Below are 26,301 nucleotides of genomic sequence, written 5' to 3' on the forward strand. Positions count from 1 at the left end.
CTAGCGCAGAGTCGATCGGTCGCCTCATCGCCTACATCCCTTACTCGTTCCAAGATCCCTGCCACCTTGCCGTGGTACGACCGCAGAGGCGCGGCCGCACCACGGCAAGGCTACACACTCGGCTACGGCCAGTACCCGCCTTGCAGCTGCCTTCGCAGATGGCCTAGCACGTCTCGGGCTTCATTGGCGTTTCTCGCACCGCCGATCAGGTCATTGACGTAGGCATAATAGTCATTCGTGTGAATTCGCGAATGAACTGATGCACCTGTCGGGTTCGCGGACGCCGATCCTCGCGGCAAGAACACACCGTTGCTCGCATCGTTGATATCGATTCCGAACTTGGCGAGTTGCTGCCGCGCTGCTACGGCCTTCGGAGAGGTGCTGGCCACGATGTGGTGCGCGGCAGTATCCGCAGGCCGAGCAACCCCGGAGGCCTCCAGATTATCGCCAAGAATCTTGGCATTACTGGAGCAGTTCGAATTGTGGACCAGGACTGGAGTCTTCCCCGCCAGTACATAGTACGTGTGCAGGTCGGCGACAGTGAGGTTGTACGTCCGGGCATGCCGCGTGTAGCCCCGGTTCCCGGTGACGATGACCGTGTCGCCCTCGTCGGTGAGCAGGGTCATGCCCGGCTCGAGGTCGCCGGCCTCGGTCCACTTGTCCTCTGACGGCGACCAGAAGGGGTGCTCATAGGTCGCCGTGAGCTTTTCGATGCCGTCTTCCGTGGCGATGGAGAGTTCGTTGAAGTGCTTGTCGTCCTCCGTGACGATGAGGCGCGTGACTACGCGTGCTCCCGATTCACCGGTCTCCGGGTCAGTGGCCTGGACCTTGTCACCGAGTTCGACATCCTCGATGTTCTTGGTGGTGCCGTCCGCCATGAGGACGTCGGTGCCTGCGAGGAAGCACCTCGTGCATCCTCCGAGCAGCCGACTGCCGCCCAGGAAGAGGCGGCCCTGGCCCATGCTCAGCGCCTCGACGAACTCTTCCCCGAGCTCCATCGTCCGCCCCCAGATACGGGCGTCCTTCTGGCATTTCGCGAAATTGTCGACGCAGTAGTTGGCGGCGATCTCCTTCGCGCCGTCCGCATCATCCGGGTGGTCGAGGGCGTAGGCATACGCCTTGTTGCAGGCGAGGCGCCCGAAGCAGACTGTCTCCGGAGTACCGAACACGTTGGTCTGCGGGTACCAGTAGCCGCTCGCCGTATTGAGGAACTTGTTGGTTCCGTTGAGGTAGTACTGTCCAGCCAGGCGACGCGCGTCGTTCGATGCCGAAGTATGCGCTGTCTTCCATTGCGCCTCCGGAGTCCGGCTCGGCTCGCCGACCCCGCCCCCTCCCTGAGAAGCCCCCTGACGCGCACCCACGTAGCGCTTCTCGGTTCCGTTGTGGCCCGTTCCTCCGATCGGATATCCCTCGCCGCAGGTCAGGCACAGGCCCGTCGGATCGGAATTCGAGACCGGGCCGTTGTTGGAGTACGCGTACCCGTTCATCTGCAGCGGGTCCGCGATGTCGATGATCGGGTCTGCTGAGATGAAGCGGCCCGTGTTCTGGTCGTACTCGCGGGCTCCGATGTGGGTCAGGCCGGTGGTCGTGTCCTCGATGCCGACGCCGATGTAGCCGCGCTTGTTGGGCCATGAGGCCGGCTTCGGGCCGCGGAGTTCGCCATACGGCTTGGCGGCTCGGCGGGTGACCGCCTGGCCGCTCGCCAGGGCGACCGCCGTGTTCGCCGTGCCCAGGTGGTCCGCGAGGAGGGCCGAGAGTTGGTGCCCCGTCGTCGCGCCGCTGGTCGCGGTGCGGGTCACGGTCGGGGCGCCCGGCTGGGCGTAGGACCGGGAGGCACGGGTGATCGCGCCGGCGCTGCCCGTCGTCACCTCCGTCTCGCCCAGGTACAGCGTCGAACCGGACGAGGAGTTCTCCAGGAGGCGGTTGCCGGTGGCGTCGTAGACGTACGTCGTCTTCTTGTTGCCGACCGTGATCGTGTCGAGCTTGTTCTCCGAGGTCCACTTCAGGTCCTGCGCCCCGGCCGGCAGATCACGGAGTTTCGTGTTGCCCACCGCGTCGTACGTGTACGTGCTGCCCTGCCCCGCCGGGCTGGACGCGATCGACGTCATCGTGTGCGGCTGCTTGGCGGTGTTGTAGCCGTACGTGAAGGTGACGTTCTTGGTCGCGTCCGCCGGGTCGGCCTCGGTCAGGGTGACCCGGTTGCCCAACCAGTCGAAGGTGAAGGACTGGTGGTAGGCCGTGGCGCCCGTGGAAACGGTGTTCGCGGCCGGGGCCGTGGCCGCCAGCGTCGACTTGAGCGAGGCGTCCGGGCTGGACGCGTCGCTCGCCGTGTCCGGCGCGTCGGCGACCGGGCCCGACGAGGCCACGTAGTCCGTACGCGGCCCCCACGTCGTACCGTTCGCCGCCTTGCAGCCCGTGCCCTTGCCCGTGGGGGCGATGTTCGACGTCCAGGCGTTGGCCAGCTCCCCCATCACGTCGTACGTGAAGCACTGCATGTCCCAGGTGTCACCGGAAGCGTCCGACAGCTGACGGGCGTTCGACGTGATGACGCCGGACTTGTCGTACGAGTACGAGCTGTCCGAGATGCGGTGCGGGCCGGCGGTCTCGCGGTCCGCGACCGTGCGCTGGAGGCGACCGGTGTAGGGGTCGACGAAGTTGGTCGTCCACACCCGGTTCGGCTGGGAGCCGGACACCGTCCGCAGGGGTTCGCCGTACGGCGAGTAGGTGACGTCGGAGGTGTACCAGGCCAGACCCGAGGTCGACTCGGTCAGGCCGTCGCTGTTGTAGCGGGTGACGACCTTCTCCTGGGCCAGGCCGCCCACCGAGGGCAGCGTGACCGTCTGCGGCTTTCCGGTCTGCGTGTACGTGTACTTGTACGGGTATGTGCCCGCGACGCCCGTCGTCATGGTGTTGGCGGGGATCACGGTCTCGGTGCCCGTCGGCCGGTACTCGGTGTCGTAGCCCGTGACGCGGCTGACGTAGTCGCCGTTCGCGGTGTGCCGGGTGGAGGCGACCGGCTGACCGAGGGCGCCCGACAGGGAGTCGTACGTGAACGACTTGACGGGATTGGCCGTCTCGGAGCCCTCACGGACGAACCTGACCCGGCCCAGCTCGTCGTACTCCGTGTACGTCGTCCGCTTCTCGGCGTCCGTGACCTTGTACGGCCGGTCGGCCTCGTCGTACCAGGTGTCCGTCTTGCCGACGTCCGGGTCGGTCGTGGAGGTGACCCGGCCCCGGGCGTCGTACGTGTACGTCCACTTGTTGCCCGCGGGATCGGTGACGCTGTTGCGCAGGCCGCGGTCGTCGTACCCATAGGTGGTCGTGCGTCCGGCGCTCGTGCTGTCGTCCTTGTGGTGGACGACCGAGGTGACGCGGCCGAGCGCGTCGGTGACGGTCCGGACGCGCGGCGACGTCGAGCCGGGCGGGTCCACGGAGGTGCTGGTGTCGCCGTACTCCGTGCTGGCCGCGTACACCTTCTTCTCGTCGTGGTACGTCGACTGGCTGACCGGCCGCTCCAGACCGTCGTAGAGGTGCTTGATCCGGGTCGGGACGAGCGACTTGGACCTGGGCGAGAAGAGTTCGGCCGCCGGCTCGTTCTTCGCGAGGTAGGCGCTGGTCTGCTCGTCGGCCAGGCCGTGGTCGTTGTAGGTGGTGTCCGTGACGACGCGGCCGGGGCCGTGCGCCTGCGACTGGGTCTGGACCTGGCGCATCAGGCCGTCGTAGATGGTCACCTGACGGCTGTAGGTGCCGTCGTCCTTGAGCGACCTGGTCGTGACGGCGGCGGGCCGGGACTCCTTCGAGGTGGCGATCGCCGGCTGGTACTCGATCTCGACGTTCGGTGTCTTGCCTCCCGAGGAGCGGGACGGGGACCAACCCTTCACGAAGCGGCCGAGGGCGTCGTACTCGCTGCGGGTGACCCGGCCGTTGGCGTCCTTGACCGTCAGCGCCAGGCTGCGGCCCGGATCGAAGGTCGTGGTGACCGTGTGGCCCTTGGCGTTGATCGCCTCCACCGAGGTGACGGGACCACCGGTGTCGCCCGGGGTGTACCGCATCTCCGTCGTACCGGCACCCGGCTTGGCGACGGTACGGACCCGGCCCAGCGGGTCGTACGTCGTCCTCGTGACGACCGAGTACGAGGTTCCGGCGCCGTTCACCCCGGCGGCGGCCGTGACCAGACCCTTCGTCGGGGCATCGCCGTAGGACTGGTTGTCGTAGGTGGTGCGGCTCGCGCTGATCAGCTGCGTGGCGGGGTCGGCACCGTCGTGCTCCGCGCAGGTGGTGCCCGTGGTGCGCTGCTGCTTGGGCAGGCCGATGAGCCAGGCCGACGTGTTGTGCACGTACGACGTCGTGGTGCAGGTCTGGTCGGAGAACTTCTCTCCGGAGCCGTCCGGCTCGACCACCGCCGTCTCGACCTGGACCGGGATGCCGTAGGTGTCGTCGACGGTCGTCAGGGTCCGGACGGCCCGCCAGCTGTCACCGACCCTCTGGATCTCGTCCGTACGCTTCACCCCACTGCGGTGGGCCAGCAGCGGATCCATGTCCGCGCCGTCCTCGGCCTCACGGAACCGGGACGCGGTCTGCTTCGACCAGGGGTAGGTCAGGATGCGCTTCTTCGGCCGGCCCTTGTCCGAGTCGAGGTAGGTGAGGGTCTCCGCCGCCATGCCCGCGTACTGCGGCTCGTCGTCGGCGACGAGTGTGTACGTGCCCGTGGAGTCCTCGACCTTGCCGCCGACGCCCTGGAAGTAGCGCGTCTCGGAGTAGGACTGCGCCTGCGGCACTCCCGGAGAGGTGGTGGTCTTGCTGCCCTTGGTGACCGCCACCTGGCGGTAACCGCGCCAGACGCTGTGCGTGCGCAGAGACGGCCGGGTGAACTCGTCGTCGGTCTTCGCCCAGGCGGGGTCCGAGTAGTCGTACCGGGTGTAGATCGGCTTGCCCCGCGAGGTGACCTTGTCGTTCTCGGTCACGGAGTGCACGACGTACTTGTTGAACCAGGACTTCGCGGGCTTCTTCTCGTCGCCGTCCGGTGACCAGCGGACCGGGTAGCAGGTGCCGTTGTCCCTGCCCTTGTCCTCCGACGGCTCGCTCACGCAGCCGCCCTTGTACTCGATCTCGATGTCACCGCCGTGCTCGGTGGCCACCGTGCCGATGCGGGGGCGGGTGAAGGGCGGACGCTGGTCCTTCGGGCCGCTCGACACCAGGTTGGGGAGCTGGCGGTCCCTCAGCCGCCCCTTCAGCTCGGAGGAGGAGCCGACCGTGTACTCGCCGAAGCTGACGCCGTCCTTGTGCTGGAGCGTGCCGGTGGTGTCGCCCGGGGCGAAGCCGCGGCGGGTGATCGAGTTCAGCCAGAGGCCGGGGGACGTGTAGTACCAGCCCTCGGGGAAGGACTGGTGGAGTTCGTACGTGTCCACCTTGCCCAGGCCGGTCTGGCCGGCGCGGGCCGCCTTCGTCGTCACCGAGTCCAGGCGCATCTGCGTCCAGAAGGAGGGGAAGGCCGGGCAGAGCTTCGACGTCGACTTGCAGTTGAGGTTGCCGGGGGTGTCCCACCAGGGGCGGTACGCGCCCGGGTCGGAGGTCTTGGCGAAGTTCGCCGCGTCGCAGGCCGTCGCCGACTTCAGGCAGCGCTGCGCCACCCCGAACTCGACGGTCGCGGAGGGCTTGGTCAGGTCCCCGCGCATGCCGTACTCGATGGTCTTCGGGTAGGCGAAACGGTCGTACTGCTCGGGGGACTTGAACTTCTTCTTCACCGCGTAGTGGTTCGTCTCCTGCTTCCAGGTGACGACCAGGGTGTTGCCGTGCACGTCGACGACCTTGTCCAGACCCCAGCGCCAGGCCTGCTTCTTGCCGGAGCCGCAGCGGGAGTCGGCGAAGGCCGAGGCGTGGCAGGGCTCACCGGGGTGGTTGCCGAAGACGGGGACGGTGGAGACGGAGTCGGTGTCGGCGTGACCGCCGCCGACCTGGTTGAGCCCGTAGTAGTACTTCGTGCCGTCCGTGGTGGTGACGATCCAGTACTCGCCGTTGTTGTCGCCGTTGGTGCCGCCGACGCGGTGCTCGACGCGGGTGCCGTCGTCGCTCTCGGGGCGGTAGGTCTCGGTGTCCTTCTCGGGGTCGCTGCCGGAAGCGGCGTCCCGCACGAGTTCCGTCGTCCTGCCGCCCAGCGACATCACCGCGTTGTGCGACACCCAGCACAGGTCGGACGTCTTGTCCTTCTTGGCCGTGTTGTTGGCGGTGCCGGACCTCATCTTCTTGCGGTCGTCCTGGCAGGCGCGGTAACGGCGCTCGATGTGACCGGCGTCGTAGTCCCAGCCTTCGCCGATCCAGGAGGACTGGGGAGAGGCGACGGCTGTCCGGCCGTCCACGGTCTGGGAGTTGTAGCTGAACTCGACGTTGGGGGCGGGGCCCGCGGGGGCGGCCGGGACCGTCAGCGGATACGACCAGGTGAACGCGCCGGACGAACCGCCGGCCGACCACTTGCCGCTGGAGGCCAGCGGTGTGGCCTTGAACGTGCCGCCGGCGCCACCGCCGGAGTCGACCGCGCCGACGACGGCCGTGTCACCGGTGGCGGCGACCGGGGTGACCCCGGTCGCCGACGTGCGGTAGGACGCCTGGGCGATCGACGGCCCGCCGGAGGAAGCCGTCCGGGCGGAGGCGGGCGTGACCGTCCCGTCCGCCGCCGTATCGACGGTGGCGGTGATCGACTGGGTCTGGACGTCGTTGCTGGTCTCCAGTTCCTCGTACTCCTGGCAGGCCTCGTCGTCGGGCCTGGTCAGGTAGCACTCGGGGAACTGGACGAAGCGCAGGCGGGAGGCCCAGTCGGCGCCGTAGAGGTTCTTGAACTTCGCGTAGTCGAGCTTGACCGCGATGGGCACGGAGCCGGTCGCGGGAGCCTGGACCTTCACGACGGTTGCGTCGACGCCCTGCGACACGGCGGCCGCGCGGTCGTAGAGCTGGACCTGCCAGGTGCCGGTGGGCGCGGCCTGGTCCGGGGCCTGACCGAGGCTGACGGGGAGACTTCCGGCGGGGGTCATGCCGGCCTGGCGCGCGGTCGCGGTCGTCCGGGCCGACGCGGGACCGGTGCTCACGCCCGAGCCGAAGTCGACCGGCTCCGTGCCGGACACCGGTGTGGTGACCGTGCCCGTCGGGGCCTGCTGCCGGTCCGGAGGGACGTCGACCTTCAGCGTCTCCAGGTCGGGTTCGGCGACCGCTCCGGCGACGATCTCGTCCTCGTCGAGCGTTTCGAGCTTGACGGTCTCGCGGCCCTTCTCGGCCGCGGCCGGGTCGGGCGGCAGCGCGAACGACTGCGCGGGCAGCAGCCCCACGAGCAGCGCCGCCCCGAGCGTGGGCACGACGGCCGCGCGCACCCGGCGCAGCCGACGCGAGCGGACAGGCAAGAAGCGACCGAACACGGCGAGGTCCCCCCGGACCATTCGAGGCGGGACCGAGAAGGGACCACGCGTGATGGCGTATCAGATGGTGCAGATTCTGTGTCGCCCTTGTGGATTTCCGCTAGATCAACTGTGGGGATGTGATGATCACCACGGTGCGTAGCACATGGTAACGGTCAGTAAAGCCCTAAAGCGCGTTTGGCTTCGCTTTACCGGAAGCGGTGACCCGTCCGCAATCAATTGCGCAATTCAGTACGGCCCACCGCGAACGCCCACGAAATCAAGGCAGTTAGCGCCTGGTCTGCAACGCTTCGCCCCAAGATGATTCAGCACCGGGGCAGTTGTCGCCGACCGCTCACAACACTCTTTACGGTTCCCGCAGTTGCCCGACTCATTCGGCGCCCGCATTTCGCGAAGCGTGACGACAGCGCTCTCGTGAGCCATCATCGGCTGGCCCGGCCGAGCCCTGTCCCGCGCCGGTTCCACACGGGGGAAGGGGAACTCGCCCGATGACGCGCAAGGAGCGCGACGGGCGTCGCGTGCCCGGCGGACGGACCACCGCCGCCGTACTCACCGCGGCGCTCGCTGCCACCGGCATCACTTTCATCGGCCTCGGCTTGGACGAGCCGGGTCCGCACGACAGGTCGAGCGGCGACCGGAGGGCGAAGCCGGTCACGGACGCCGCCGCGCTCGCGCGGGCGGCGAGAACCGGGAAGCCCGTCGAGGTCACGGCGCTGCGTACGGCGCGGTCCACCACCTGGGCACGGCCGGACGGCAGGATGGCCAAGAAGCTCTACTCCTCCCCGGTCCGGGCCAAGGTGGGCGGCGAGTGGAAGGACATCGACTACGACCTCCACCGCACGGGGAAGGGCTGGGAGCCGAAGGCCACCAACACCAGAATGGTGTTCTCGGCCGGTTCCGAGGCGACCCGTGACAGAGGGCGTGACGACGAACAGCGCGCGTCCCGGTCCACCGCGCAGCGGGTCTCCCTGCTCAAGAGCCTCAGGACGGCCGCCGCCGACGCGAGCACCCTCGTCACCCTCACCGTCGACGGCCACGACATCCACCTCACCTGGCCCGGTCCGGTCCCCGCTCCGATCGTCGACGGCTCGCGCGCCCTGTACCCGGAGATCTTCCCCGGTGCCGATCTGGTGCTGACGGCCGACGACGACGGCTTCGCGCAGTTGCTGGTCCTGAAGAACCGGCAGGCCGCGGCGGACCCGCGCGCCAGGCAGCTCACCTACGGCATCACCTCGCCGGACCTGTCGTTCCGGCTGAACCCGATCACCGGCGTCCTCGCCGCCGAGGACGCGGACGGTGAAGAGGTCGCCCTGTCGCCGACGCCGCTGATGTGGGACAGCAGCGGCGCCCCTGCGGTCACCGACGGCTCGGTCGGCGCCTCCGCGCAGCCCACCGACGTGGAGAGCCCCGACCCCGTCGACTCGTCCACGCCCACGCCGGACGACGGCGCGAGCCCCACCGAGGAAGAACTCGTCGAGACGGACGAGCAGATCGACCCGGACCCCGAGGAACTCCCGGTGCCCTCGGACGACGACCCCGCGCCCACTCCGTCGGACTCCCCGCCGCCGTCCGCACCGGCCGAGCCGACGCCCGAGCCCTCGCAGTCCGGCTCGGCGGCCACCTTGAGCTTGCCCGGTCTCGACGGCCCCTCCCCCGACTCCCGCGGCGAGCTGGTCGAGACCGACCTCTCCGGAGGGAACTGGCTACTCACTCCCGATCAGGACTTCCTCCGCGACCCGGCCACCACGTACCCGGTCTTCGTCGACCCGTCGGTCAAGAAGCACGTCCAGAACTGGACCACCGCGTACAGCCGGCACCCCAACGCCACGTTCTACAACGGCAAGGGCTTCAACAAGGGCGGTACGCACGAGGCCCGGGTCGGCTTCGAGTCGGACACCTGGGGCACCTCACGCTCGTACTTCAACACCGAATTCGACAAGGACCTCAAGGGCACGAAGATCGTGTCGGCGACGCTGTACATGCTGGAGACGTACTCCTGGTCGTGCAGCGCCCGCTCGATGAGCGTGCATCTCACCGGAAAGGTCAACGGACGGACCAACTGGAGGAACGCGCCCAGGCTGCACGACGGCAACAAGATCACCAGCAAGAGCTTCGCGCACGGCTACAAGTCCGGTTGCCGGGATGCCTGGGAAGGCTTCAACGTCCGTGCGGCCGCCCAGAAGAAGGCCGACGAAGGCCGGGACAGCATCACGTTCGGAATGCGCGCCCGGGACGAGAACTCGCAGTACGCGTGGAAGAAATTCCAGGCCAACGGGGAGAACCCGCCCGTGCTCGACCTGGTCTACAACCGCAAGCCCACCGCTCCCACCTCCCTCGACCTCGGCCCCGACGCCAAATGCACCACCACTCAGCCGTACGTCCGGATGGGATCGGGAAGTCTGACCTTCACCGCGAAGGCGTCCGACAAGGACAAGAATCTCGACTACTTCGACTTCGACCTGTGGCCGCACGGCAAATGGGCGAAGACGGGCGACCTTCTCGGCAAGACCGGCAAAGTCAACGCGCACGACGACGACAAGGGCACCGCGTTGGAGACGACCGACGCATTCCCCACCAGCAAACTGACCAACGGCACCCTCTACTCCTGGCGGGTGCGGGCCCGGGACGACGCGGGATCGTACTCCCGGTTCTCCCCGGCCAAGACGCCGTGCCGTTTCGTCCTCGACACCGCCGCGCCGAAGTTGCCCAAGGTCGGCTCCACCGACTTCCCGAACGCCGACACCGACGAGAACGGCTTCGGCAGCGGCGCCGACGACTCGAAGTGGAGCACGAAGAAGTTCGGCACGGCGGGCACCTTCACCGTGCGCGCCCTCAACACGGACGTCGTGCGGTACGAGTACGGCTTCAACTCGCCCAGCTACCCCTTCCATCTGGACCGGAAGGCCGGCACCGCGACCTCCGTCAGCGCCACCCTGACCAATGCCAAGCCGCCCACCGCCGGGCCCAACGTGCTGTACGTGCGGACCGTGGACGGCGCCGGCAACGTGTCACAGCCGGCGAAGTACTTCTTCTACGTCTCCCCGCGCGACCAGGCCGACTCGCCCGGCGACTTCACCGGGGACAAGCTCCCGGACCTGATGGCCGTCACCGAGGCCGGCAACCTGTCCCTCTACCCCTCCCAGGCCACCAACGACCTCACCAAGGGCTCCGGCGACCTGGACTACTCGATGGCCGGCGCGTACCGGGCCAACCCCGACAAGGATCCGAACGGCGACGACCTGCCGCCGTACGTCGGCGCGCCCTGCGGGCACTTCAAGGGCGCTCTGATCACCCACAACGGGGACATCTACGGCGGTGACGGCCTCCAGGACCTGGTGGTGCGCGTCAGCGGCAGGCTGTGGGTGTATCCCGGCGACGGCTACGGCGCCGTCAACATCGACAAGCGGGTGGAGATCCTGCTGCCCGAGGGGGCTCCCAGCCCGGCCTCGCTGACGCAGATCGTGTCCACGGGTGACGCCACCGGCGACGGCCGTACCGACTTCTTCGCCACCGCGGGCGACGAACTCTGGGCGTTCACCGGCTACCACGGGGCGACCATCGACCAGGCGATCCGGCTGTCGGCCTCGGCCTGGACCGAGCGTGACATCGTCACCGTGCTGGACATCACCGGCGACGGGGTGACGGACATGGTGTACCGCACGGACGAGCACGCCCAGCTGATGCTCCGCAAGGGCAAAGCGGTGAGCGGCGGCGGCACCGACCTGGACTCCCTGTCGTCCGGCGCCGACTCCTCCGGCGGCACCGATCTCGAGTACGGCTCCGCCGACTGGTCCGAGGCCAGTGTTCCGCTGCTCATCGGAACGCCGGACGCCAACGGGGACGGCGTCCCCGACATCTGGGCCGTGCGTGCGGACGGTTCGGTCCGCTTCTACGCCGGCGGCAAGACCGTCCTGTCCGGCTCGGGTACGGAGATCATCGCGCCCGCGAGCTACTGGAAGACCCGGATCGCCATCGGCTGACCGGAGCGAGCCCGGGAGTGGGGCCGGCCGTGGGACACCACGACCGGCCCCTTCCGCATGCCCCGCGTCCCGTCGTCCGCCGACCGTGCGGGCCCGTGCTGTCGTTCCCGTGGTCGTCAGGGCCGACGCTCTAATCTGACGACATGTCAGACAAAGAGTCACATGGGTCATACATGTCGCACGAGTCGCGCGCGTCCCACGAGGCGTGCGGTCTGCTCGGGTTCGACAACGTCCTGCTCCCCGTCGGCGACCTCGGCCAAGCCGTCTCCTTCTACGAGCGGGCCGGTTTCGAGGTGGGGTTCCGGCTGGACGAGGCGGGGATCGCGGGGCTGAAGGTGGGCAAGGAGACGCCCGGGCTGCTGCTGCGGGTGGAGGAGGAGCTGCCACAGCGGCCGCCCGCGTGGGCCTGCGCGCGGGTGTGGCTGGAGGTGCCCGACGCGCGGGCCGCCGCACGGGCCCTCGCGGCGGCGGGGGTCCCGCCCCTCGACGCCCCGTTCTCCGTCGCCACCGGATGGACCGTCGAGTTCGCGGATCCCTGGGGGAACGTCATCGGGCTCACGGACTACGGCAAGCGGCCGGAGCTGGCCCGCACCCCATGACCGGCCCGCACCGGACGACCCATCCGCACCCGATGATCGCTTGAACGTGTTCAAAAAGAGGTCTACAGTCTTCCCCAGGACGCTTTGAACGCGTTCAAGAATGGTGCTGAGGGGTGGGGACATGGATCTCACGGTCGTCGCGTATGTCGTCTATTCGCTGGTCAGCGTGGGGCTGACGGTGTGGGTCGCACGGACGTTGAGCAGGAACGGGCGGATCTTCCTCTCGGACGTCCTGCGGGGGAACGAGAAGCTCGCGGACGCGGTGAACCACCTGCTGGTGGTCGGGTTCTATCTCGTGAACCTGGGCTTCGTGGCGCTGTACCTGAACGCCGACGGCGCCATCACCAGCCCGCGCGAGGTGTTCGAGGCGGTGTCGGCGAAGCTCGGCGTGGTGCTGCTCGTGCTCGGGGCGCTGCACCTGGGGAACGTGTTCGTGCTGAACAGGTTCCGGCGGCGGGGCGTCATGGAGCGGGAGCAGCTGCCGCCGGTCCCGCCGCAGGGCTGGGTCACCCCGACAGGCGCTCCGACGGGGCACGCGTGAGCGCCACGGCCGGGCCGGCCACCGTGGACCGGGGCGCCGAGCGCGTCCCGGTCCGCGGGCTGACCGTGCTGTTCGACGCCGGGTGCGGGCTCTGCGCCTTCCTGCGGGAATGGCTGGGCAGGCAGCGGCAGTTGGTTCCGCTGACGTTCGTGGCGGCGGGGTCGCGGGAGGCGCGGCGGCTGTTTCCGTCGCTCGACCACGGGGCGACGCTGGAGGAGATCACGATCGTGGGGGACGGCGGCCAGGTGTACCGGGGGTCCGCCGCCTGGATCGTGTGTCTGTGGGCGCTGCGCGAGCACCGGCCGCTCGCGCACCGGCTGAGCACCCCGGCGGGGGCCCGGCTGGCGCGCACGGCCGTCCTCGCCGCCGCGAAGTGGCGGGGCGCGCACCGGCAGCCCGGCTCGGGCTGCGGGAGCGGCGGGGCCGAGCTGAACGGATGGGCGTACGACCGGCGGTACGGCTGGGTGTACCGGTCTCCCGGTGACTGTGACACCGGTACCTGCCCGACTCGTTAGGCTCTGCCCGTGCCCGCAGCGAACGACAGCCCCAGCCCAGAGCCCCCCGCCGACCGGCTCGACGCGGAGCCCGACGGCCCCGGGGGCGGCACGGAACCATCCGGCCCCAAGGGCTCCGCGAAGTCCGAGCAGACCCGCGCGCTGATCCTGGAGACCGCGCTGCGGCTCTTCCAGGAGCGCGGGTACGACAAGACGACGATGCGGGCCATCGCGAAGGAGGCCGGGGTCTCCGTAGGGAACGCGTACTACTACTTCGCCGGCAAGGAACACCTGATCCAGGGGTTCTACGACCGGATCGGCGCCGAGCACCTAGTGGCGGTGCGGCCCGTGCTGGAGCGGGAGAAGGACCTGGAGGCGCGGATCGCCGGGGTGCTCACGGCGTGGCTGGACGTGGCGGAGCCGTACCACGAGTTCGCGGCGCAGTTCTTCAAGAACGCGGCCGATCCGCAGAGCCCGCTCAGCCCGTTCTCCCCCGAGTCGGAGGGGCCGCGCGAGGAGTCCATCGCCATCCACCGCGAGGTGCTCGCCGGGTCCCGGGCCAAGGTTCCGGACGAACTCCGGGAGATCCTGCCGGAGTTGATGTGGCTCTCCCTCATGGGGCTCGTCCTGTACTGGGTCTTCGACCGGAGCGAGGGGCGAGCCCGCAGCTACCGGCTCGCCGAGCGCGGCGCCCGGCTGACGACCCGGGGCGTCTCCCTCGCCCGGTTCCGCGCGCTGCGCCCCCTGGTCCGCGAGGTCCACGAGCTGTTCACGGACTTCCTGCCGGGCATGACGAAGGTACTGCCCGATCCGGGGGCGGCAGGGCGGAAGGACTGATCGGGATGGCTGGAAAGCGATGGTCCCGCCGTCGTGGCGGAACGGGAAGCGACGGTCCCGCCGTCGTTCCGGGCCGGGAAGCGACGGTCCCGCCGTCGTTCCGGGCCGGGAAGCGACGGTCACGCCGCCGTGCCGAGCGCGGACACGGGAGCGGCACGGTCACCCCACCAACGCCCAGACGGTCTTCCCGTGCCGTCCCCGGCTCCACACCCCCCACGCCGCCGCGATGTGATCCACCAGCCGCAGCCCCCGCCCCGTCTCGTCCCACTCCCCGACCTCCTGGAGCCGGGGCACGGTCGTCCCCTCGTCCGACACCTCGATGAAGCAGGACCCGTCCGCCAGGGCGGTCACGGCGACCTCGAACTCCCGCTCCAGCAGGGGGCCGTGGCGTACGACGTTGCTGGCGAGCTCGGAGGCGACGAGCACGATGTCGTCCAGGTCCGGGGAGCCTTCACCGTGCCCCCAGTCGGTCAGGTGTTCCCGCACGCGCCGCCGGACGAGGCCCACGGACGCGGGATGGCGGGGCAGCCGGAAGGAGTGGCGTCTCAGCACGTTCGCTCCTCACCCCGAACCCGCCCCCGACACAGAAGATGCGCGGGGCGGGTGCGCCGTGTCACTCCCGCGCGCCCCGGGCCCACGAGATCACGTCACCTGTCACGCGGCGTCTGTCATATCCATTCCAGCCGCCACAGCCGGAACACGCCGGTGTCGTCCGACAGATACTGCGTCCCGCCGACGTCCTCGCTGCTGAGCACGTACTCCTTGCGCTGCCACAGCGGGATCATCGGGACGTCCTGGGCCACAACCTCCTGCAGTTCCTTGAAGTCGGCCACGGCCCGGCTGCGGTCCGCGTAGCGCTGGCTGTCCTTGACGAGACGGTCGACCTGCTCACTGCTGTAGCCGTTGCTCAGTGAGTTGCCGGTGCCGACGAGCGGCCCGCCGAAGGTGTCGGGGTCGGGGTAGTCGGCGACCCAGCCCACCCCGTACGCGTCCAGCTTGCCCTCGGCGTACCGCTTCTGGAAGTCGGTCCACTCGTACGCCTTGGTCGTCACGTAGAACAGGCCGCTCGCCTCCAGCTGCTCCTTCAGTTCGGCGGCCTCGGCGGCGGCCGAGCCCCGGCCCTCGGCATAGCCGTAGGTGAAGCGCACCGGCATGCTGACGCCCGCCTCGTCGAGGAGGCGGCGGGCCCGCTGCGGATCGGGCTGGGGGTTGGCGTCGAAGAACGAGGTGGTGTGACCCGTGATTCCGGCCGGGATGAGCGAGTAGAGCGGGTCGGTGGTGCCCTGGTAGACGTCGGCGACCAGCTTCTCGCGGTTGATCAGCGCGGCCATCGCCTGCCGTACCCGGCGGTCGTGCAGGGGTGAGTCGTCCCGCACGTCGAGCACGAGGTTGCGGGTCTCGGTGCTGTCGGCCTCGGTGACCCGCTGGTCGGGGTCGCTGGGGGACAGCGCGGCGAGGGTCCGCGACGGCAGCGTGCGGGTGACGACGTCGACCCGGCGTGCCTTCCACGCCTTCTGCAGCGTGGCCGAGTCGCCGTAGTAGCGCATGAGGACGGGGCTGCCGGTGAGCGGGGCGACGCCCCGGTAGGCGCGGTTGGGCGTGAGGCGGGCCTGCTCGGCGCTGATCGAGACCAGGGAGTAGGGGCCGGTGCCGTCGACACCGGCCTCGGTGCGCAGCCTGTTCGTCGGGTACTTGGTGCGGTCGACGATCGACCCGGCGCCGGTGGCCACCTTGAACGGGAAGGTGGCGTCCGGCGAGGAGAGGCGGAAGTCGACGGTCAGCCCGTTCGCGGTGACCGACCGCAGGGTGTCGAGCAGGGTGGCGGGGCCGACCTCCGCGTTGATGCGCTTGACCCGGTCGAAGGAGTACTTGACGTCCTTGCCGGTGACCTCGCGGCCGCTGGGGAACTTCAGGTCCGGGCGCAGGGTGCAGCGGTAGACGAGGAGCGCGTTGCCGACGAAGGCGCAGCTCCGCGCGGCGTCCGGCACCGGTGCGGCGCCGCCCGGCTCGAAGGTCAGCAGCGACTGGAACACGTTGCTGTACATGGCCCAGGAGCCGGCGTCGTAGGCGCCGGCCGGGTCGAGCGAGGTGACCGTGTCGGTCGTGCCGACCGTGATCGTCCTGTTCTCGTCCAGCCGGGCCGGCAGCAACTGCCAGCCACCGATGGCCGCGACCGCCAGCACCAGCAGCGACGCGAGAATCCTCAAGCGAACCGACCGCATCCGGCGCCCCTCCCAAGAACCCCACCCGGCCCACTGCGCACAGTGGTTTCGCGGTGGCGCGGATCACCTAACCACAGTCGACTGTGTTGACGGAAGGCAGGTTTTGTTGAGTTGCGAAAGAACTCGGTAAGTGCCTCACCCACACGTGCCGAGAAGCCTTCCGAACAGGTAGGGAAAGGGTCCTGACGCCCCGTCACGCCTGCTTCGACGCCAATTGCACCACCGTGATGTCCGACGGCGCCCCGACCCGGACCGGCGGCCCCCACGCGCCCGCGCCCCGGCTCACGTAGAGCTGGGTGTCGCCGTAGCGCTCCAGACCGGCGAGCGTGGGATTGGCCGCCTGGGCGACGTACGTCATCGGCCACAGCTGGCCCCCGTGCGTGTGGCCGGAGAGCTGCAGGTCGACCCCGTGGTCGACGGCGTCGTGGATCTGGACGGGCTGGTGCGCCATGAGCACGACGGTCCGCGAGGTGTCCCGGTCGCCGAGCGCCTTGGCGAAGTCCGGGCCCTGGCCCTCGTCCTCGCCCGCGATGTCGTTCACCCCGGCGAGATCGAGATACGGCAGCTCGCGGCGGGCGTTCTCCAGCGGGGTGAGGCCCAGCCGGCGCACCTCCTCGACCCACTGTCCGGCCCCGGAGATGTACTCGTGGTTGCCCGTGACGAAGTAGCTGCCGTGCCGCGCCTTCAGTCCGGCGAGCGGCGCCGCGGCCGGGCCGAGGTCGGCCACGTCACCGTCGACCAGGTCGCCGACCACCGCGATCAGGTCGGGCTGGGTCGAGTTGATGGTGTCGACGATCTTCTGCGCGAAGCCCCGGCCCAGCATCGGCGAGAGGTGGATGTCGCTGACCACCGCGATCCGGAACCCGTGGGCCGCGCGCGGCAGTTTGGCCAACGGTACGGTGACCCGCTTGAGCTTGGGGCCCCGGACGACCCCGTAGGTGCCGTAGCCGACCGTGCCGACGGCCGCGGCGGCGACGGCCCCGCCGACGACCCGGGAGACGAAGAGGCGGCGGGACGGGTCGGCGGGGGCCGGGGCGGCGGACGGGGGCTCGGTCGCGGAGGGCGGGGCCGGCGGCCCGGCCTCGGCGGCCGCCGCCGTGTTCGCGGCGGTCGTGGCCTGTGCGTTGCTCGGGGGCGCGGCGGTCGCGGTGGCCGTGGCGTGCGCGGGCGCGGGATCCGTCGCCTCCGTGGGCTGCGCCCCCGCCGGCACCGGCTGGGGCTCGGGCTCACGTTCCGCCGGCTCGGGCCGCGGCGCGGGCGCCGGGGCGCGCCGCGCCACCAGACGGCTCACCAGGGGCCGTAGCAGCTCCCCCGCCAGCAGGGCCAGCAGCAGGTACAGGGAGAGGGCGAGCCACATGAAGCCCGGCCAGGTCAGCGTCCGCTGCAGCCAGAAGGGGGCGTGCGCGCGCTCGGCCGCGAACCCCGCGAACATCAGCGCCGGTCCGAGGACGAACACCACCGTGCCCACCCGTCTGGCGAGGCCCGGCCGTCGGGTCGTGTCGCGCACCAGGCGGCGCCACGCGTACCAGTGCAGGGCCCCGAAGGCGCTCAGCACCAGCAGGGCGACAAGGACGAAGACAATGATCATCACGTCGTACTCCCGGTCACGCGGTCCGGCGAAGGGCGCGCACTCCACGCAACCCGATGACCCCGATGGCCGTCCCAAGAGCAAAGGAGACGACGGCGAGCGTCAGATGCACCCAGAAGTACGCCGTCGGATCGCCCGCGTCGTCGAACGCGAGCCCGCTGCCGTCCTTCCACAGGTTTTTGATGAAAGTGATCCAGATGACCCAGCTCCACACCCCGAAGGCGAGCAGGAACCAGGAGAGGGGGCGGCTGAGCTTCATGCGTTCAGTATCGCCGCCGACCGCGGGGTCTTCGCGCCGGGGTGCGAGCGGGGGCGCTGGCCGACGAGAACGAGCCACGGCGTGCTGCGGTGGGATTTACCGGTCGGAGCCATGTACTTTCTCGATCGTGCCCGCCTCCCAGAAGACCGCCAGGCGCCCCCTGCTGGTCACCTCAGCCACCCTGCTGTCCCTCGCCCTCTCCTCGCTGACCCTGACGGCCGCCCCGGCCTTCGCGGCGAAGCCGTCCCCGAGTTCGAGCGCCTCGCCGTCCGCGACTCCCCCGGCGACCATGTCGACCGTCGGCGGCGAGCAGTTGGGCAGGCCGGGCACCCAGGCGGTCCTCGGCAGCGACGCGCCGGTGCTGCCCAAGGGCATCAGCGCCCGCTCCTGGATCGTCGCGGACGCCGAGTCGGGCGACGTGCTGGCCGCGCACAACGCGCACTGGCGGCTGGCCCCCGCGAGCACGCTGAAGATGCTGTTCGCGGACACGCTGCTGCCGAAGTTCAACAAGGACGACGAGCACAAGGTGGTCCCCGCCGACCTCGCGGGCATCGGCGCGGGCTCCAGCATGGTCGGGATAAAGGAGGACGAGAAGTACACCGTCCACGATCTGTGGCTCGGTGTCTTCCTTCGCTCCGGCAATGACGCGGTCCATGTCCTGTCGGCGATGAACGGCGGTGTGAAACAGACCGTCGCCGACATGAACGAGCACGCCGAGGAGCTCCAGGCCCTCGACACGCACGCCGTCAGCCCCGACGGCTACGACGCCAAGGGGCAGGTCTCCTCGGCGTACGACCTGACCCTGTTCGCAAGGTCGGGGCTGCAGAAGAAGGACTTCCGGGAGTACTGCTCGACCGTGCGGGCGAAATTCCCGGGCGAGACGAAGAAGGGCAAGAACGGCAAGAAGAGCCGGTCGTCCTTCGAGATCCAGAACACCAACCGGCTGCTCACCGGGGACAGTGGTCTCGACTCCTACCAGGGCATCGCGGGTGTGAAGAACGGCAACACCACCAACGCGGGTGCCACCTTCACCGGGGTCGCCGAACGGGACGGCCGGGTTCTCCTCGTCACCGTCATGCACCCGGAGAAGAACGAGCACAACCAGGTCTACAAGGAGACCGCGAGCCTCCTCGACTGGGGGTTCAAGGCTTCGGGCAAGGTGACGCCGGTGGGGGAACTGGTGCCGCCCAAGAGCGCGGATACCTCCGGGGGCAGTGCCGAGCCGACCACCGGGCCCGGGACCACGGCCCCGACGTCCGCCTCCGGTGGTGCGGGTGGCAAGTCCGTGGCGGCGAGCGCCTCCGGCGGGGGCGGCGGCATCGGGGTCGCGCTCGGGATCATGGGCGGTGTGCTGGTGCTGGTGGCCGGTGCGGTGTTCCTGGTGAACCGGAAGTGGCCTCTGCGGGGGCGGAAGTAGAGGGGGCGGGACGCGGTACGCGGGTGCGGGTGCGCTGAGGACGGGTTCGGGGAAGGCACGCGCCCCCGTGCCCTCCGCGCCCCTCAGTCGGCCGGCTCCACCGCCTCCTCGCCGCTCTCCGCCGTCCAGGCCGCGCAGTACAGCAGCAGCTTGGTGGTGAAGTTGATCCAGAGCAGCAGCGCGATGGGGACGCCGAACGCGCCGTACATGCTCTTCGAGGCGATGCCCTGCATATAGCCGCTCAGCAGCAGCTTCAGGAGTTCGAAGCCCACGGCTCCTATGAGGGCGGCCACGACGAGGCGGCGCCGGGGCGGGTGGACGCCGGGGAGCAGGGTGAGGACGTAGAGGAGGAGCAGGAAGTCGGCGAGGACGGCGACGGCGAACGCGGCGACCCGCAGGAGGATGCCGCCCCAGCCGTCGCGGTCGATGCCGAGCTCGTCGGCGAACCGCCCGACGGCCCAGGAGGCGGCGGTGGAGGCGGCCAGGGAGACGAGGACCGCGCCGCCGAGCCCTACCAGGACCCCCGTGTCCTTGGCCTTGGCTAGGACGGGGTTCTCGTCGGGGTCCGGCTTCTCCCAGACCGCGCGCAGACAGCCGCGCATCTCACCGACCCAGCCGATGCCGGTGAACAGCAGCAGCGCGCCGGCGATGACCCCGACCGTGCCGGCGTTCTCGACGAGGCCGGCGATGTCGAGCTGGTCGGAGATGCCGGGCACCTGCTCGGCGAGCCGGTCCTCCAGGTCCTGCTGCCTGTCCTTGCCGAGGGTCGCCGCGGCGATGGCGGCGACCACGGTCAGCAGCGGGAAGAGCGCCAGGAAACTGATGAAGGTCATCGCGGCGGCCAGCCGGGTCCACTTCACCCGGTCCAGCCGCTCGTACGACCGCCACGCGTGCGTGGTCATCAGACGCTCCGCCAGGGGGCCCACCCCGGGGAGCTTTTTCAGCCAGTCCATGATCCGAACTCTGCCCCACTCGTCGCCGACCGATGCCGGGTACCCCCGTACCGGCCCGCTCAGCCGCTCCGGCCGCCACCGCCCCCGGCGCGATCACGGGCCCGGTGGCGGGGCAGGGGCGGTCGCGTCACCAGTCCGCCACCGCCAGCCCGTACATGGTGAGCCACACCGCCGCGATGAGGGTGAGGGCGCGGTCGTGCAGGACGACGTCCTCGGGCTCGCCGGCCGTGCCCCGGTCGGCGAAGACGGCGTAGCGCAGCACGGCCAGGACGAAGGCGACCATGGACAGCTGACGCCAGGGCAGGACGCCGGCGGACGGGACGCCGCCCTCCTCCATGGCCCACAGGCAGTAGCCGAGTACGGCGACCCCGGCGGCCAACTGCCAGACGAAGCGCAGGTATCCGGCCGTGTACTCGGTGAGCAGCGCCCGGGTGGCACCGGGCCGGTCGGCCATCTGCACGGCCTCCGAGTAGCGCTTGGCCGCGACCATGAACAGCGCCCCGAACCCGGTGGTGATCAGGAACCAGCGCGACAGCGGAATGCCCAGCGCCGGCCCGCCGGCCATCGCCCGCATCAGGAACCCGGTCGTGACGACCGCCAGATCGACGACGAGGACGTGCTTGAGGCTGAGGCAGTAGGCGAGTTGGAGGACGAGGTACGCGGTCAGCAGCGCACAGGTGTACGGCGAGCAGAGCCACGCGGCGGCCAGGGGCGCGAGGACGGCCAGGGCGCCGCCGACGCCGTACGCGACCGGTACGGGCACCTGTCCGGCGGCGACCGGGCGGTGGCGCTTGACCGGGTGCGCGCGGTCGGCCTCGGCGTCCCGCGCGTCGTTGATCAGGTACACGGCGGCGGCACAGGCCGTGAAGAGGACGAAGACGAGCGGGAGCCGGGTGAGCGCACGCGGGGTGAACAGTTCCCCGGCGGCCGCGGGCGCCGCGACGACCAGGAGGTTCTTGATCCATTGGCGGGGGCGGGCGGTGCGCAGGAGACCGAGGGCGAGACCGGTCCTCGGAGGCAGCCGCCCCGGTGCCGTCCGCCGTTCCAGGAGCACGGTGCGCTCAGCCACGGCCGTGCACCACCCAGCGTGCGCCCAGTCGCGCGGTGAGCGCCCCGAGGGCGACGCCCGCCGCCACGTCCGACGGGTAGTGCACCCCGGCCACCAGCCGGGACAGGCACATCGCGGCGGCGAGCGGGGCCGCGGCGGCCAGCACGAGACGGGCTCCCGGGGCCCCGTGGGAGACGACGACGACGACCGCCGCTGCCGCCGAACTGGCGTGCGAGCTGGGGAAGGAGTGCCGTCCGGCCGTGCGGACCAGGGGCCGCACGCGCGCGGGGCGGGGCCGTCGGACGACTCTCTTGACCCCCATGCTGGCCAGGTGCGCCCCGGCGGTCAGCGCCGTGCCCCGCAGCCAGACCCCGCGCCGCTCCCGGTCGACGGCGGCGCCCGCCAGCCCGCCCGCGAGCCAGAGCAGGCCGTGTTCCCCGGCCCGGGACAGTCCGCGCGTGGCGGCCGCGACGCGCGGGTCCGCGCCCCGGGCGTGCAGTCCGGAGAGCAACCGCCGGTCCAGGCCGCGCACGCCGTCGACGACGTCAACTTCATCCATGCGAGACCACTCTTCTAGGTGGCCGTCCCGGAGCTGCGGCAATCTAGAACGACATCCCATTAATCACCCATTTCGGTGAGGCGGCAGAGCGGCCCCGCCGACGCGCCCGGTTCCTCCGCGTACACGGCGATACGGTCGCGGGCATGCCAGCCGACGCCACCGGGGCCCCTCCGGCTCCCCCGCCCCCCAGCCCCGGCCGCACCGTCCCCGTCGCCGGCTGGGGCCGCACCGCCCCGACCGTCGCCCGTCTGGTCCGCCCGCGCACGTACGACGAGGCCGTGGCCGCCGTACGGGCGTGCGGGGCGCGCGGGGGGATCGCCCGGGGGCTGGGGCGGGCGTACGGGGACGCGGCGCAGAACGCGGGCGGGACCGTCCTCGACATGACCGGACTCGACCGGGTCCACGCCGTCGACGCGGACGGCGGCACGGTCCTGTGCGACGCGGGCGTCTCGCTGCACCGGCTGATGGAGGTGCTGCTCCCGCTGGGCTGGTTCGTGCCGGTGACCCCCGGGACCCGCCAGGTGACCGTCGGCGGTGCCGTCGCGGCCGACATCCACGGCAAGAACCACCACGTCTCGGGGTCGTTCGCCCGGCACGTGCTGTCGCTGGAGCTGCTGACGGCGGACGGGGAGATCCGCACGGCCGTCCCCGGCACCCCCCTCTTCGACGCCACGGCCGGCGGCATGGGCCTGACCGGTGTCATCCTCACCGCGACCGTACGGCTCCTGCCCGTCGAGACGTCCTGGATGTCCGTCGACACCGAACGCGCCCGCGACCTCGACGACCTGCTCTCCCGCCTGACGGCCGGCGACCACCGCCACCGCTACTCCGTCGCCTGGATCGACCTGCTCGCCCGGGGCGCCTCCACGGGGCGCGCGGTCCTCACCCGCGGCGACCACGCGCCCCTGTCGGCGCTGGAGCAGCCGGGGCCGCGGTCCTCGCGCACGCGTGCGGGGCGGCTGCCGGCCCCGCACGCGCGTACCGGATTCCTCCCCGGCGGGGGCGCTCTCCGGCCGGACGCGTCCACCGGTCCGCTGGAGTTCCGGCCCCGCCGGCTCCCTGCGGCCCCCGCCCATGTTCCGGACGGACTCCTCGGGCGGACGGCGATGAGCCTGTTCAACGACCTCTGGTACCGCCGGGCCCCCCGCTCCCGCACCGGCGAACTCCAGCGCGTCTCCGCCTTCTTCCACCCGCTCGACGGGGTCCCGCACTGGAACCGGCTCTACGGCAGGTCCGGCTTCGTGCAGTACCAGTTCGTCGTCGGACACGGCCACGAGGAGGCACTGCGCCGGATCGTGCGCCGGATCTCGGCGCGCCGCTGCTCCTCCTTCCTCGCCGTGCTGAAGCGGTTCGGCGAGGGCGACCCCGGCTGGCTGTCCTTCCCGATGCCCGGCTGGACCCTCGCCCTGGACATCCCGGCGGGCCTGCCCGGCCTCGGCACCTTCCTGGACACCCTCGACGAGGAGGTCGCGGCCGCCGGCGGCCGTGTCTACCTGGCCAAGGACGCCCGACTGCGCCCCGAACTGCTGGCCGCCATGTACCCCCGGCTGTCCGAATTCCGGGCACTGCGCCGGGAGTTGGACCCGGGCGGGGTCTTCGTCTCGGATCTGGCCCGCCGCCTGGGCCTGTGAGCGCCGAGGACGCCGTGGAAACCCCCTGTCCCCCCACACACCCAGGAGCTGTCATGAAGGACGCCTTCGGCACCCCCCAGTCCCTGCTGATCCTCGGCGGCACGTCGGACATCGCGCTCGCCACGGCCCGCCGGCTGATCGCCCGCCGCACCCGCACGGTGTGGCTGGCGGGACGCCCCTCCCAGGACCTGGAGAACGCGGCAGCCCACCTGCGGGGACTCGGCGCGCAGACGCACACCGTCACCTTCGACGCGCTCGACCCCGAGTCCCACGAGGCGGTCCTCGGCAAGGTCTTCGCCGAGGGCGACATCGACATGGTCCTCCTCGCCTTCGGCGTGCTCGGCGACCAGGCCGACGACGAACGCGACCCGGTGGCCGCCGCGCGGGTCGCCCAGACCAACTACACGGGCGCCGTCTCGTCCGCGCTGGTGTGCGGGCGGGCGCTCCAGGCGCAGGGCCACGGCTCCCTGGTCGTCCTGTCGTCCGTCGCCGCCGAGCGCCCCCGCCGCTCCAACTTCATCTACGGCTCCAGCAAGGCCGGCCTGGACACCTTCACCCAGGGCCTCGGCGACGCGCTGCACGGCACCGGCGCCCACGTCATGCTCGTGCGCCCCGGTTTCGTCCGCACGAGGATGACGGCGGGCCGTCCGGAGTCCCCCCTCGCGACGACCCCGGAGGCGGTCGCCACCGCCATCGAACTCGGTCTGCGCCGACGCTCGGAAACGGTGTGGGTCCCGGGTTCGCTGCGGGTGGTGATGGCGGCCCTGCGGCACCTGCCGAGGACGGTGTTCCGCCGCCTGCCGCTGTAGATCCTGTCCGGGCCGCTTCCCGGCCCCGGACTTCCGGGCCGGGAGACCCGGTCCACCGGGCTAGGGCCGGCCCTGCCCTCCGAGCGGCAGCGTCACCGAGTCGCCCACCGGCGCCCCCGCCTGCGAGGGCACGACGGACCCGCCGAACGCGAACTCCCGCAGCTTGCGCCAGACCCCGTCGGAGCCCTGCTCGTAGAGCGCGAAGCCGGTGCAGGGCCACTGCGCCTCGTACCCTGCGAGTTCCTCGAACGCCCGGTCCATCGCCTCCTCGGCGATGCCGTGCGCCACGGTGACGTGCGGGTGGTAGGGGAAGTTCAGCTCTCGTGCCACCGGCCCCGAGGCGTCCCGGACCTGCTTCTGCAGCCAGGTGCAGGCTTCGGCTCCCTCGACGATCCGCACGAACACGACGGGTGACAGCGGCCGGAACGTCCCCGTGCCGGACAGCCGCATCGGGAAGGGCCGGCCGGCCGCCGCGACCTCGGTGAGATGCGTCTCGATCGCCGGCAGCCTGCCGGCCTCGACCTCGGTCGGCGGCAGCAGCGTGACATGCGTGGGGATGCCGTGAGCCGCGGCGTCGCCGAAGCCCGCGCGCAGCTGCTGGAGCTGGCTGCCGTGGGGCTCCGGGACCGCGATCGACACACCGATCGTTACGGTCCCCACGTCGTCTCCTGTCGTCGTGTCATGCGGGTGGTCGTGTTCCTGCGGGGCGCACTCCGTCGCACCGGCTATCGACTGTACGGCCACGGCGGTGTTCCGGGCAGGCGCAGCGGGAGTGATGTGCGGCGCTGTCGGTGGTGCGACGGGTGGTGCGGTCGGCGCTCGGGGCCGAGGTGGTGCGGCTCAGTGCCGAGGCCCAGTGCTGGGGCTCGGCACTGAGGCTCAGTGCTTGGCGGGCAGGAAGCCGACCCTGTCGTACGCCTGGGCGAGCGTCTCCGCCGCGACCGCGCGCGCCTTCTCGGCTCCCTTGGCCAGGATCGAGTCGAGCGTCTCCGGGTCGTCCAGATACTGCTGGGTGCGCTCCCGGAAGGGCGTCACGAACTCGACCATGACCTCGGCGAGGTCCGTCTTGAGCGCACCGTAGCCCTTCCCGGCGTACTTCTGCTCCAGTTCCGCGATACCCGCCCCGGTGAGGGTCGAGTAGATGCTGAGCAGGTTGCTGACGCCCGGCTTCTCGGCGGCGTCGTAGCGGATCACGGTGTCGGTGTCGGTGACCGCGCTCTTGACCTTCTTGGCGGTGGCCTTCGGGTCGTCGAGCAGGTTGATCAGCCCCTTGGGGGTCGACGCCGACTTGCTCATCTTGATCGCCGGGTCCTGCAGGTCGTAGATCTTCGCCGTCTCCTTCAGGATGTACGGCTTCGGGATCGTGAAGGTCTCGCCGAAGCGGCCGTTGAAGCGCTCGGCGAGGTCACGGGTCAGCTCGATGTGCTGGCGCTGGTCCTCGCCGACCGGCACCTCGTTCGCCTGGTACAGCAGGATGTCCGCGACCTGGAGGATCGGGTACGTGAAGAGGCCGACGCTCGCGCGGTCGGCGCCCTGCTTGGCGGACTTGTCCTTGAACTGGGTCATGCGGGAGGCCTCACCGAAGCCGGTCAGGCAGTTCATGACCCAGGCGAGCTGGGCGTGCTCGGGCACGTGGCTCTGGACGAAGAGGGTGCAGCGCTCCGGGTCGAGGCCGGCGGCGAGCAGCTGCGCGACGGCGAGCCGGGTGTTGGCGCGCAGGTCCGCGGGGTCCTGGGCGATGGTGATCGCGTGCAGGTCGACGACCATGTAGAACGCGTCGTGGGACTCCTGCAGGGCCACCCACTGGCGGACGGCGCCGAGGTAGTTGCCGAGGTGGAACGAGCCGGCGGTGGGCTGGATGCCGGAGAGCACGCGCAAACCAGGCAGCGGCGCGGAGCGCCCCGTCTGAGGGCGGTGGTGGGCGACGGGTGGGCGGTCAGAGGCCATGTGCCCATTCTCTC

18 protein-coding genes are annotated in these 26,301 nt (G+C 70.7%); 8 read left to right on the plus strand and 10 right to left on the minus strand.

Annotation, left to right across the window (positions count from 1 at the left end):
• Window positions 1-122: 122 nt before the first annotated feature.
• On the minus strand, window positions 123-7,403 hold the full coding sequence (locus PYR72_RS19070; RefSeq protein WP_275456455.1) for a polymorphic toxin-type HINT domain-containing protein: 7,281 nt from the start codon (window positions 7,401-7,403) through the stop codon (window positions 123-125).
• Between the two features lie 488 nt (window positions 7,404-7,891).
• Here PYR72_RS19070 and PYR72_RS19075 point away from each other — a divergent pair, with 488 nt between their 5' ends.
• From PYR72_RS19075 to PYR72_RS19095, 5 genes are all read left to right on the plus strand, one after another.
• Window positions 7,892-11,383, plus strand: a complete 3,492-nt coding sequence (locus PYR72_RS19075) for a DNRLRE domain-containing protein (protein WP_275456456.1) — start codon at window positions 7,892-7,894, stop codon at window positions 11,381-11,383.
• 173 nt (window positions 11,384-11,556) lie between these two features.
• The gene (locus PYR72_RS19080) at window positions 11,557-11,982 is read left to right on the plus strand and encodes a VOC family protein (RefSeq protein ID WP_275456457.1); all 426 of its coding nucleotides are present in this window, start codon (window positions 11,557-11,559) and stop codon (window positions 11,980-11,982) included.
• Window positions 11,983-12,103: 121 nt separating this feature from the next.
• On the plus strand, window positions 12,104-12,523 hold the full coding sequence (locus PYR72_RS19085; protein WP_275456458.1) for a hypothetical protein: 420 nt from the start codon (window positions 12,104-12,106) through the stop codon (window positions 12,521-12,523).
• On the plus strand, window positions 12,520-13,038 hold the full coding sequence (locus PYR72_RS19090) for a DCC1-like thiol-disulfide oxidoreductase family protein (protein ID WP_275456459.1): 519 nt from the start codon (window positions 12,520-12,522) through the stop codon (window positions 13,036-13,038). Before PYR72_RS19085 ends, PYR72_RS19090 begins: the two co-directional genes overlap by 4 nt.
• 9 nt (window positions 13,039-13,047) lie before the next feature.
• Complete coding sequence (locus tag PYR72_RS19095) at window positions 13,048-13,854, plus strand: TetR family transcriptional regulator (protein WP_275456460.1); 807 nt, start codon at window positions 13,048-13,050, stop codon at window positions 13,852-13,854.
• Between the two features lie 159 nt (window positions 13,855-14,013).
• Here PYR72_RS19095 and PYR72_RS19100 read toward each other — a convergent pair whose 3' ends face one another.
• From PYR72_RS19100 to PYR72_RS19115, 4 genes are all read right to left on the minus strand, one after another.
• Window positions 14,014-14,406, minus strand: a complete 393-nt coding sequence (locus PYR72_RS19100; RefSeq protein WP_275456461.1) for an ATP-binding protein — start codon at window positions 14,404-14,406, stop codon at window positions 14,014-14,016.
• Between the two features lie 116 nt (window positions 14,407-14,522).
• Window positions 14,523-16,076, minus strand: coding sequence for an ABC transporter substrate-binding protein (locus tag PYR72_RS19105; RefSeq protein WP_275456462.1), 1,554 nt, complete (start codon window positions 16,074-16,076; stop codon window positions 14,523-14,525).
• Window positions 16,077-16,269: 193 nt separating this feature from the next.
• Window positions 16,270-17,664, minus strand: a complete 1,395-nt coding sequence (locus PYR72_RS19110) for a metallophosphoesterase (protein ID WP_275456463.1) — start codon at window positions 17,662-17,664, stop codon at window positions 16,270-16,272.
• A gap of 16 nt (window positions 17,665-17,680) precedes the next feature.
• Window positions 17,681-17,923: a hypothetical protein gene (locus tag PYR72_RS19115; RefSeq protein WP_013001293.1), complete on the minus strand. Its 243-nt coding sequence runs from the start codon at window positions 17,921-17,923 to the stop codon at window positions 17,681-17,683.
• Window positions 17,924-18,050: 127 nt separating this feature from the next.
• Here PYR72_RS19115 and PYR72_RS19120 point away from each other — a divergent pair, with 127 nt between their 5' ends.
• Window positions 18,051-19,340 carry a D-alanyl-D-alanine carboxypeptidase gene (locus PYR72_RS19120; protein ID WP_343245530.1) on the plus strand — a complete coding sequence of 430 codons (1,290 nt, stop codon included), beginning with the start codon at window positions 18,051-18,053 and terminating at the stop codon, window positions 19,338-19,340.
• A gap of 83 nt (window positions 19,341-19,423) precedes the next feature.
• Here the strand turns inward: PYR72_RS19120 and PYR72_RS19125 are convergent, their stop codons facing one another.
• The 3 genes from PYR72_RS19125 to PYR72_RS19135 all read right to left on the minus strand — a co-directional run bounded on the left by PYR72_RS19125 (window position 19,424) and on the right by PYR72_RS19135 (window position 21,900).
• Complete coding sequence (locus PYR72_RS19125) at window positions 19,424-20,293, minus strand: YihY/virulence factor BrkB family protein (protein WP_275456465.1); 870 nt, start codon at window positions 20,291-20,293, stop codon at window positions 19,424-19,426.
• A gap of 127 nt (window positions 20,294-20,420) precedes the next feature.
• A complete protein-coding gene (locus PYR72_RS19130; RefSeq protein ID WP_275456466.1) occupies window positions 20,421-21,362 on the minus strand; it encodes a decaprenyl-phosphate phosphoribosyltransferase in 942 nt (313 codons plus the stop codon).
• Window positions 21,355-21,900: a phosphatase PAP2 family protein gene (locus PYR72_RS19135; protein ID WP_275456467.1), complete on the minus strand. Its 546-nt coding sequence runs from the start codon at window positions 21,898-21,900 to the stop codon at window positions 21,355-21,357. The genes PYR72_RS19130 and PYR72_RS19135 overlap by 8 nt, the downstream gene beginning before the upstream one ends.
• A 143-nt stretch (window positions 21,901-22,043) precedes the next feature.
• On the opposite strand from PYR72_RS19135, the gene PYR72_RS19140 reads away from it, so the two are divergent.
• Both PYR72_RS19140 and PYR72_RS19145 read left to right on the plus strand, forming a co-directional pair.
• Window positions 22,044-23,531 carry an FAD-binding oxidoreductase gene (locus PYR72_RS19140; protein WP_275456468.1) on the plus strand — a complete coding sequence of 496 codons (1,488 nt, stop codon included), beginning with the start codon at window positions 22,044-22,046 and terminating at the stop codon, window positions 23,529-23,531.
• A 53-nt stretch (window positions 23,532-23,584) separates the two neighbouring features.
• Entirely contained in the window at window positions 23,585-24,340 is a 756-nt protein-coding gene (locus PYR72_RS19145; RefSeq protein WP_275456469.1) for a decaprenylphospho-beta-D-erythro-pentofuranosid-2-ulose 2-reductase, read from the plus strand.
• Window positions 24,341-24,400: 60 nt separating this feature from the next.
• Here the strand turns inward: PYR72_RS19145 and PYR72_RS19150 are convergent, their stop codons facing one another.
• Together PYR72_RS19150 and trpS are read right to left on the minus strand one after the other, a co-directional pair.
• On the minus strand, window positions 24,401-25,000 hold the full coding sequence (locus PYR72_RS19150) for a 2'-5' RNA ligase family protein (protein ID WP_275456470.1): 600 nt from the start codon (window positions 24,998-25,000) through the stop codon (window positions 24,401-24,403).
• 219 nt (window positions 25,001-25,219) lie between these two features.
• Window positions 25,220-26,287: a tryptophan--tRNA ligase gene (gene trpS, locus PYR72_RS19155; protein WP_343245531.1), complete on the minus strand. Its 1,068-nt coding sequence runs from the start codon at window positions 26,285-26,287 to the stop codon at window positions 25,220-25,222.
• Window positions 26,288-26,301 lie beyond the last annotated feature (14 nt).

The sequence above is a fragment of the Streptomyces sp. VNUA24 genome, assembly GCF_029167005.1.
Classification (GTDB): Bacteria; Actinomycetota; Actinomycetes; order Streptomycetales; family Streptomycetaceae; genus Streptomyces; species Streptomyces scabiei.

Coding starts and splice junctions, on each gene's coding strand:
- PYR72_RS19075 (WP_275456456.1), top strand. CDS start 7,892: ATGACGCGCAAGGAGCGCGACGGGCGTCGCGTGCCCGGCGGACGGACC.
- PYR72_RS19080 (WP_275456457.1), top strand. CDS start 11,557: ATGTCGCACGAGTCGCGCGCGTCCCACGAGGCGTGCGGTCTGCTCGGG.
- PYR72_RS19085 (WP_275456458.1), top strand. CDS start 12,104: ATGGATCTCACGGTCGTCGCGTATGTCGTCTATTCGCTGGTCAGCGTG.
- PYR72_RS19105 (WP_275456462.1), bottom strand. CDS start 16,076: ATGCGGTCGGTTCGCTTGAGGATTCTCGCGTCGCTGCTGGTGCTGGCG.
- PYR72_RS19110 (WP_275456463.1), bottom strand. CDS start 17,664: ATGATCATTGTCTTCGTCCTTGTCGCCCTGCTGGTGCTGAGCGCCTTC.
- PYR72_RS19115 (WP_013001293.1), bottom strand. CDS start 17,923: ATGAAGCTCAGCCGCCCCCTCTCCTGGTTCCTGCTCGCCTTCGGGGTG.
- PYR72_RS19125 (WP_275456465.1), bottom strand. CDS start 20,293: ATGGACTGGCTGAAAAAGCTCCCCGGGGTGGGCCCCCTGGCGGAGCGT.
- PYR72_RS19135 (WP_275456467.1), bottom strand. CDS start 21,900: ATGGATGAAGTTGACGTCGTCGACGGCGTGCGCGGCCTGGACCGGCGG.
- PYR72_RS19140 (WP_275456468.1), top strand. CDS start 22,044: ATGCCAGCCGACGCCACCGGGGCCCCTCCGGCTCCCCCGCCCCCCAGC.
- PYR72_RS19145 (WP_275456469.1), top strand. CDS start 23,585: ATGAAGGACGCCTTCGGCACCCCCCAGTCCCTGCTGATCCTCGGCGGC.
- trpS (WP_343245531.1), bottom strand. CDS start 26,287: ATGGCCTCTGACCGCCCACCCGTCGCCCACCACCGCCCTCAGACGGGG.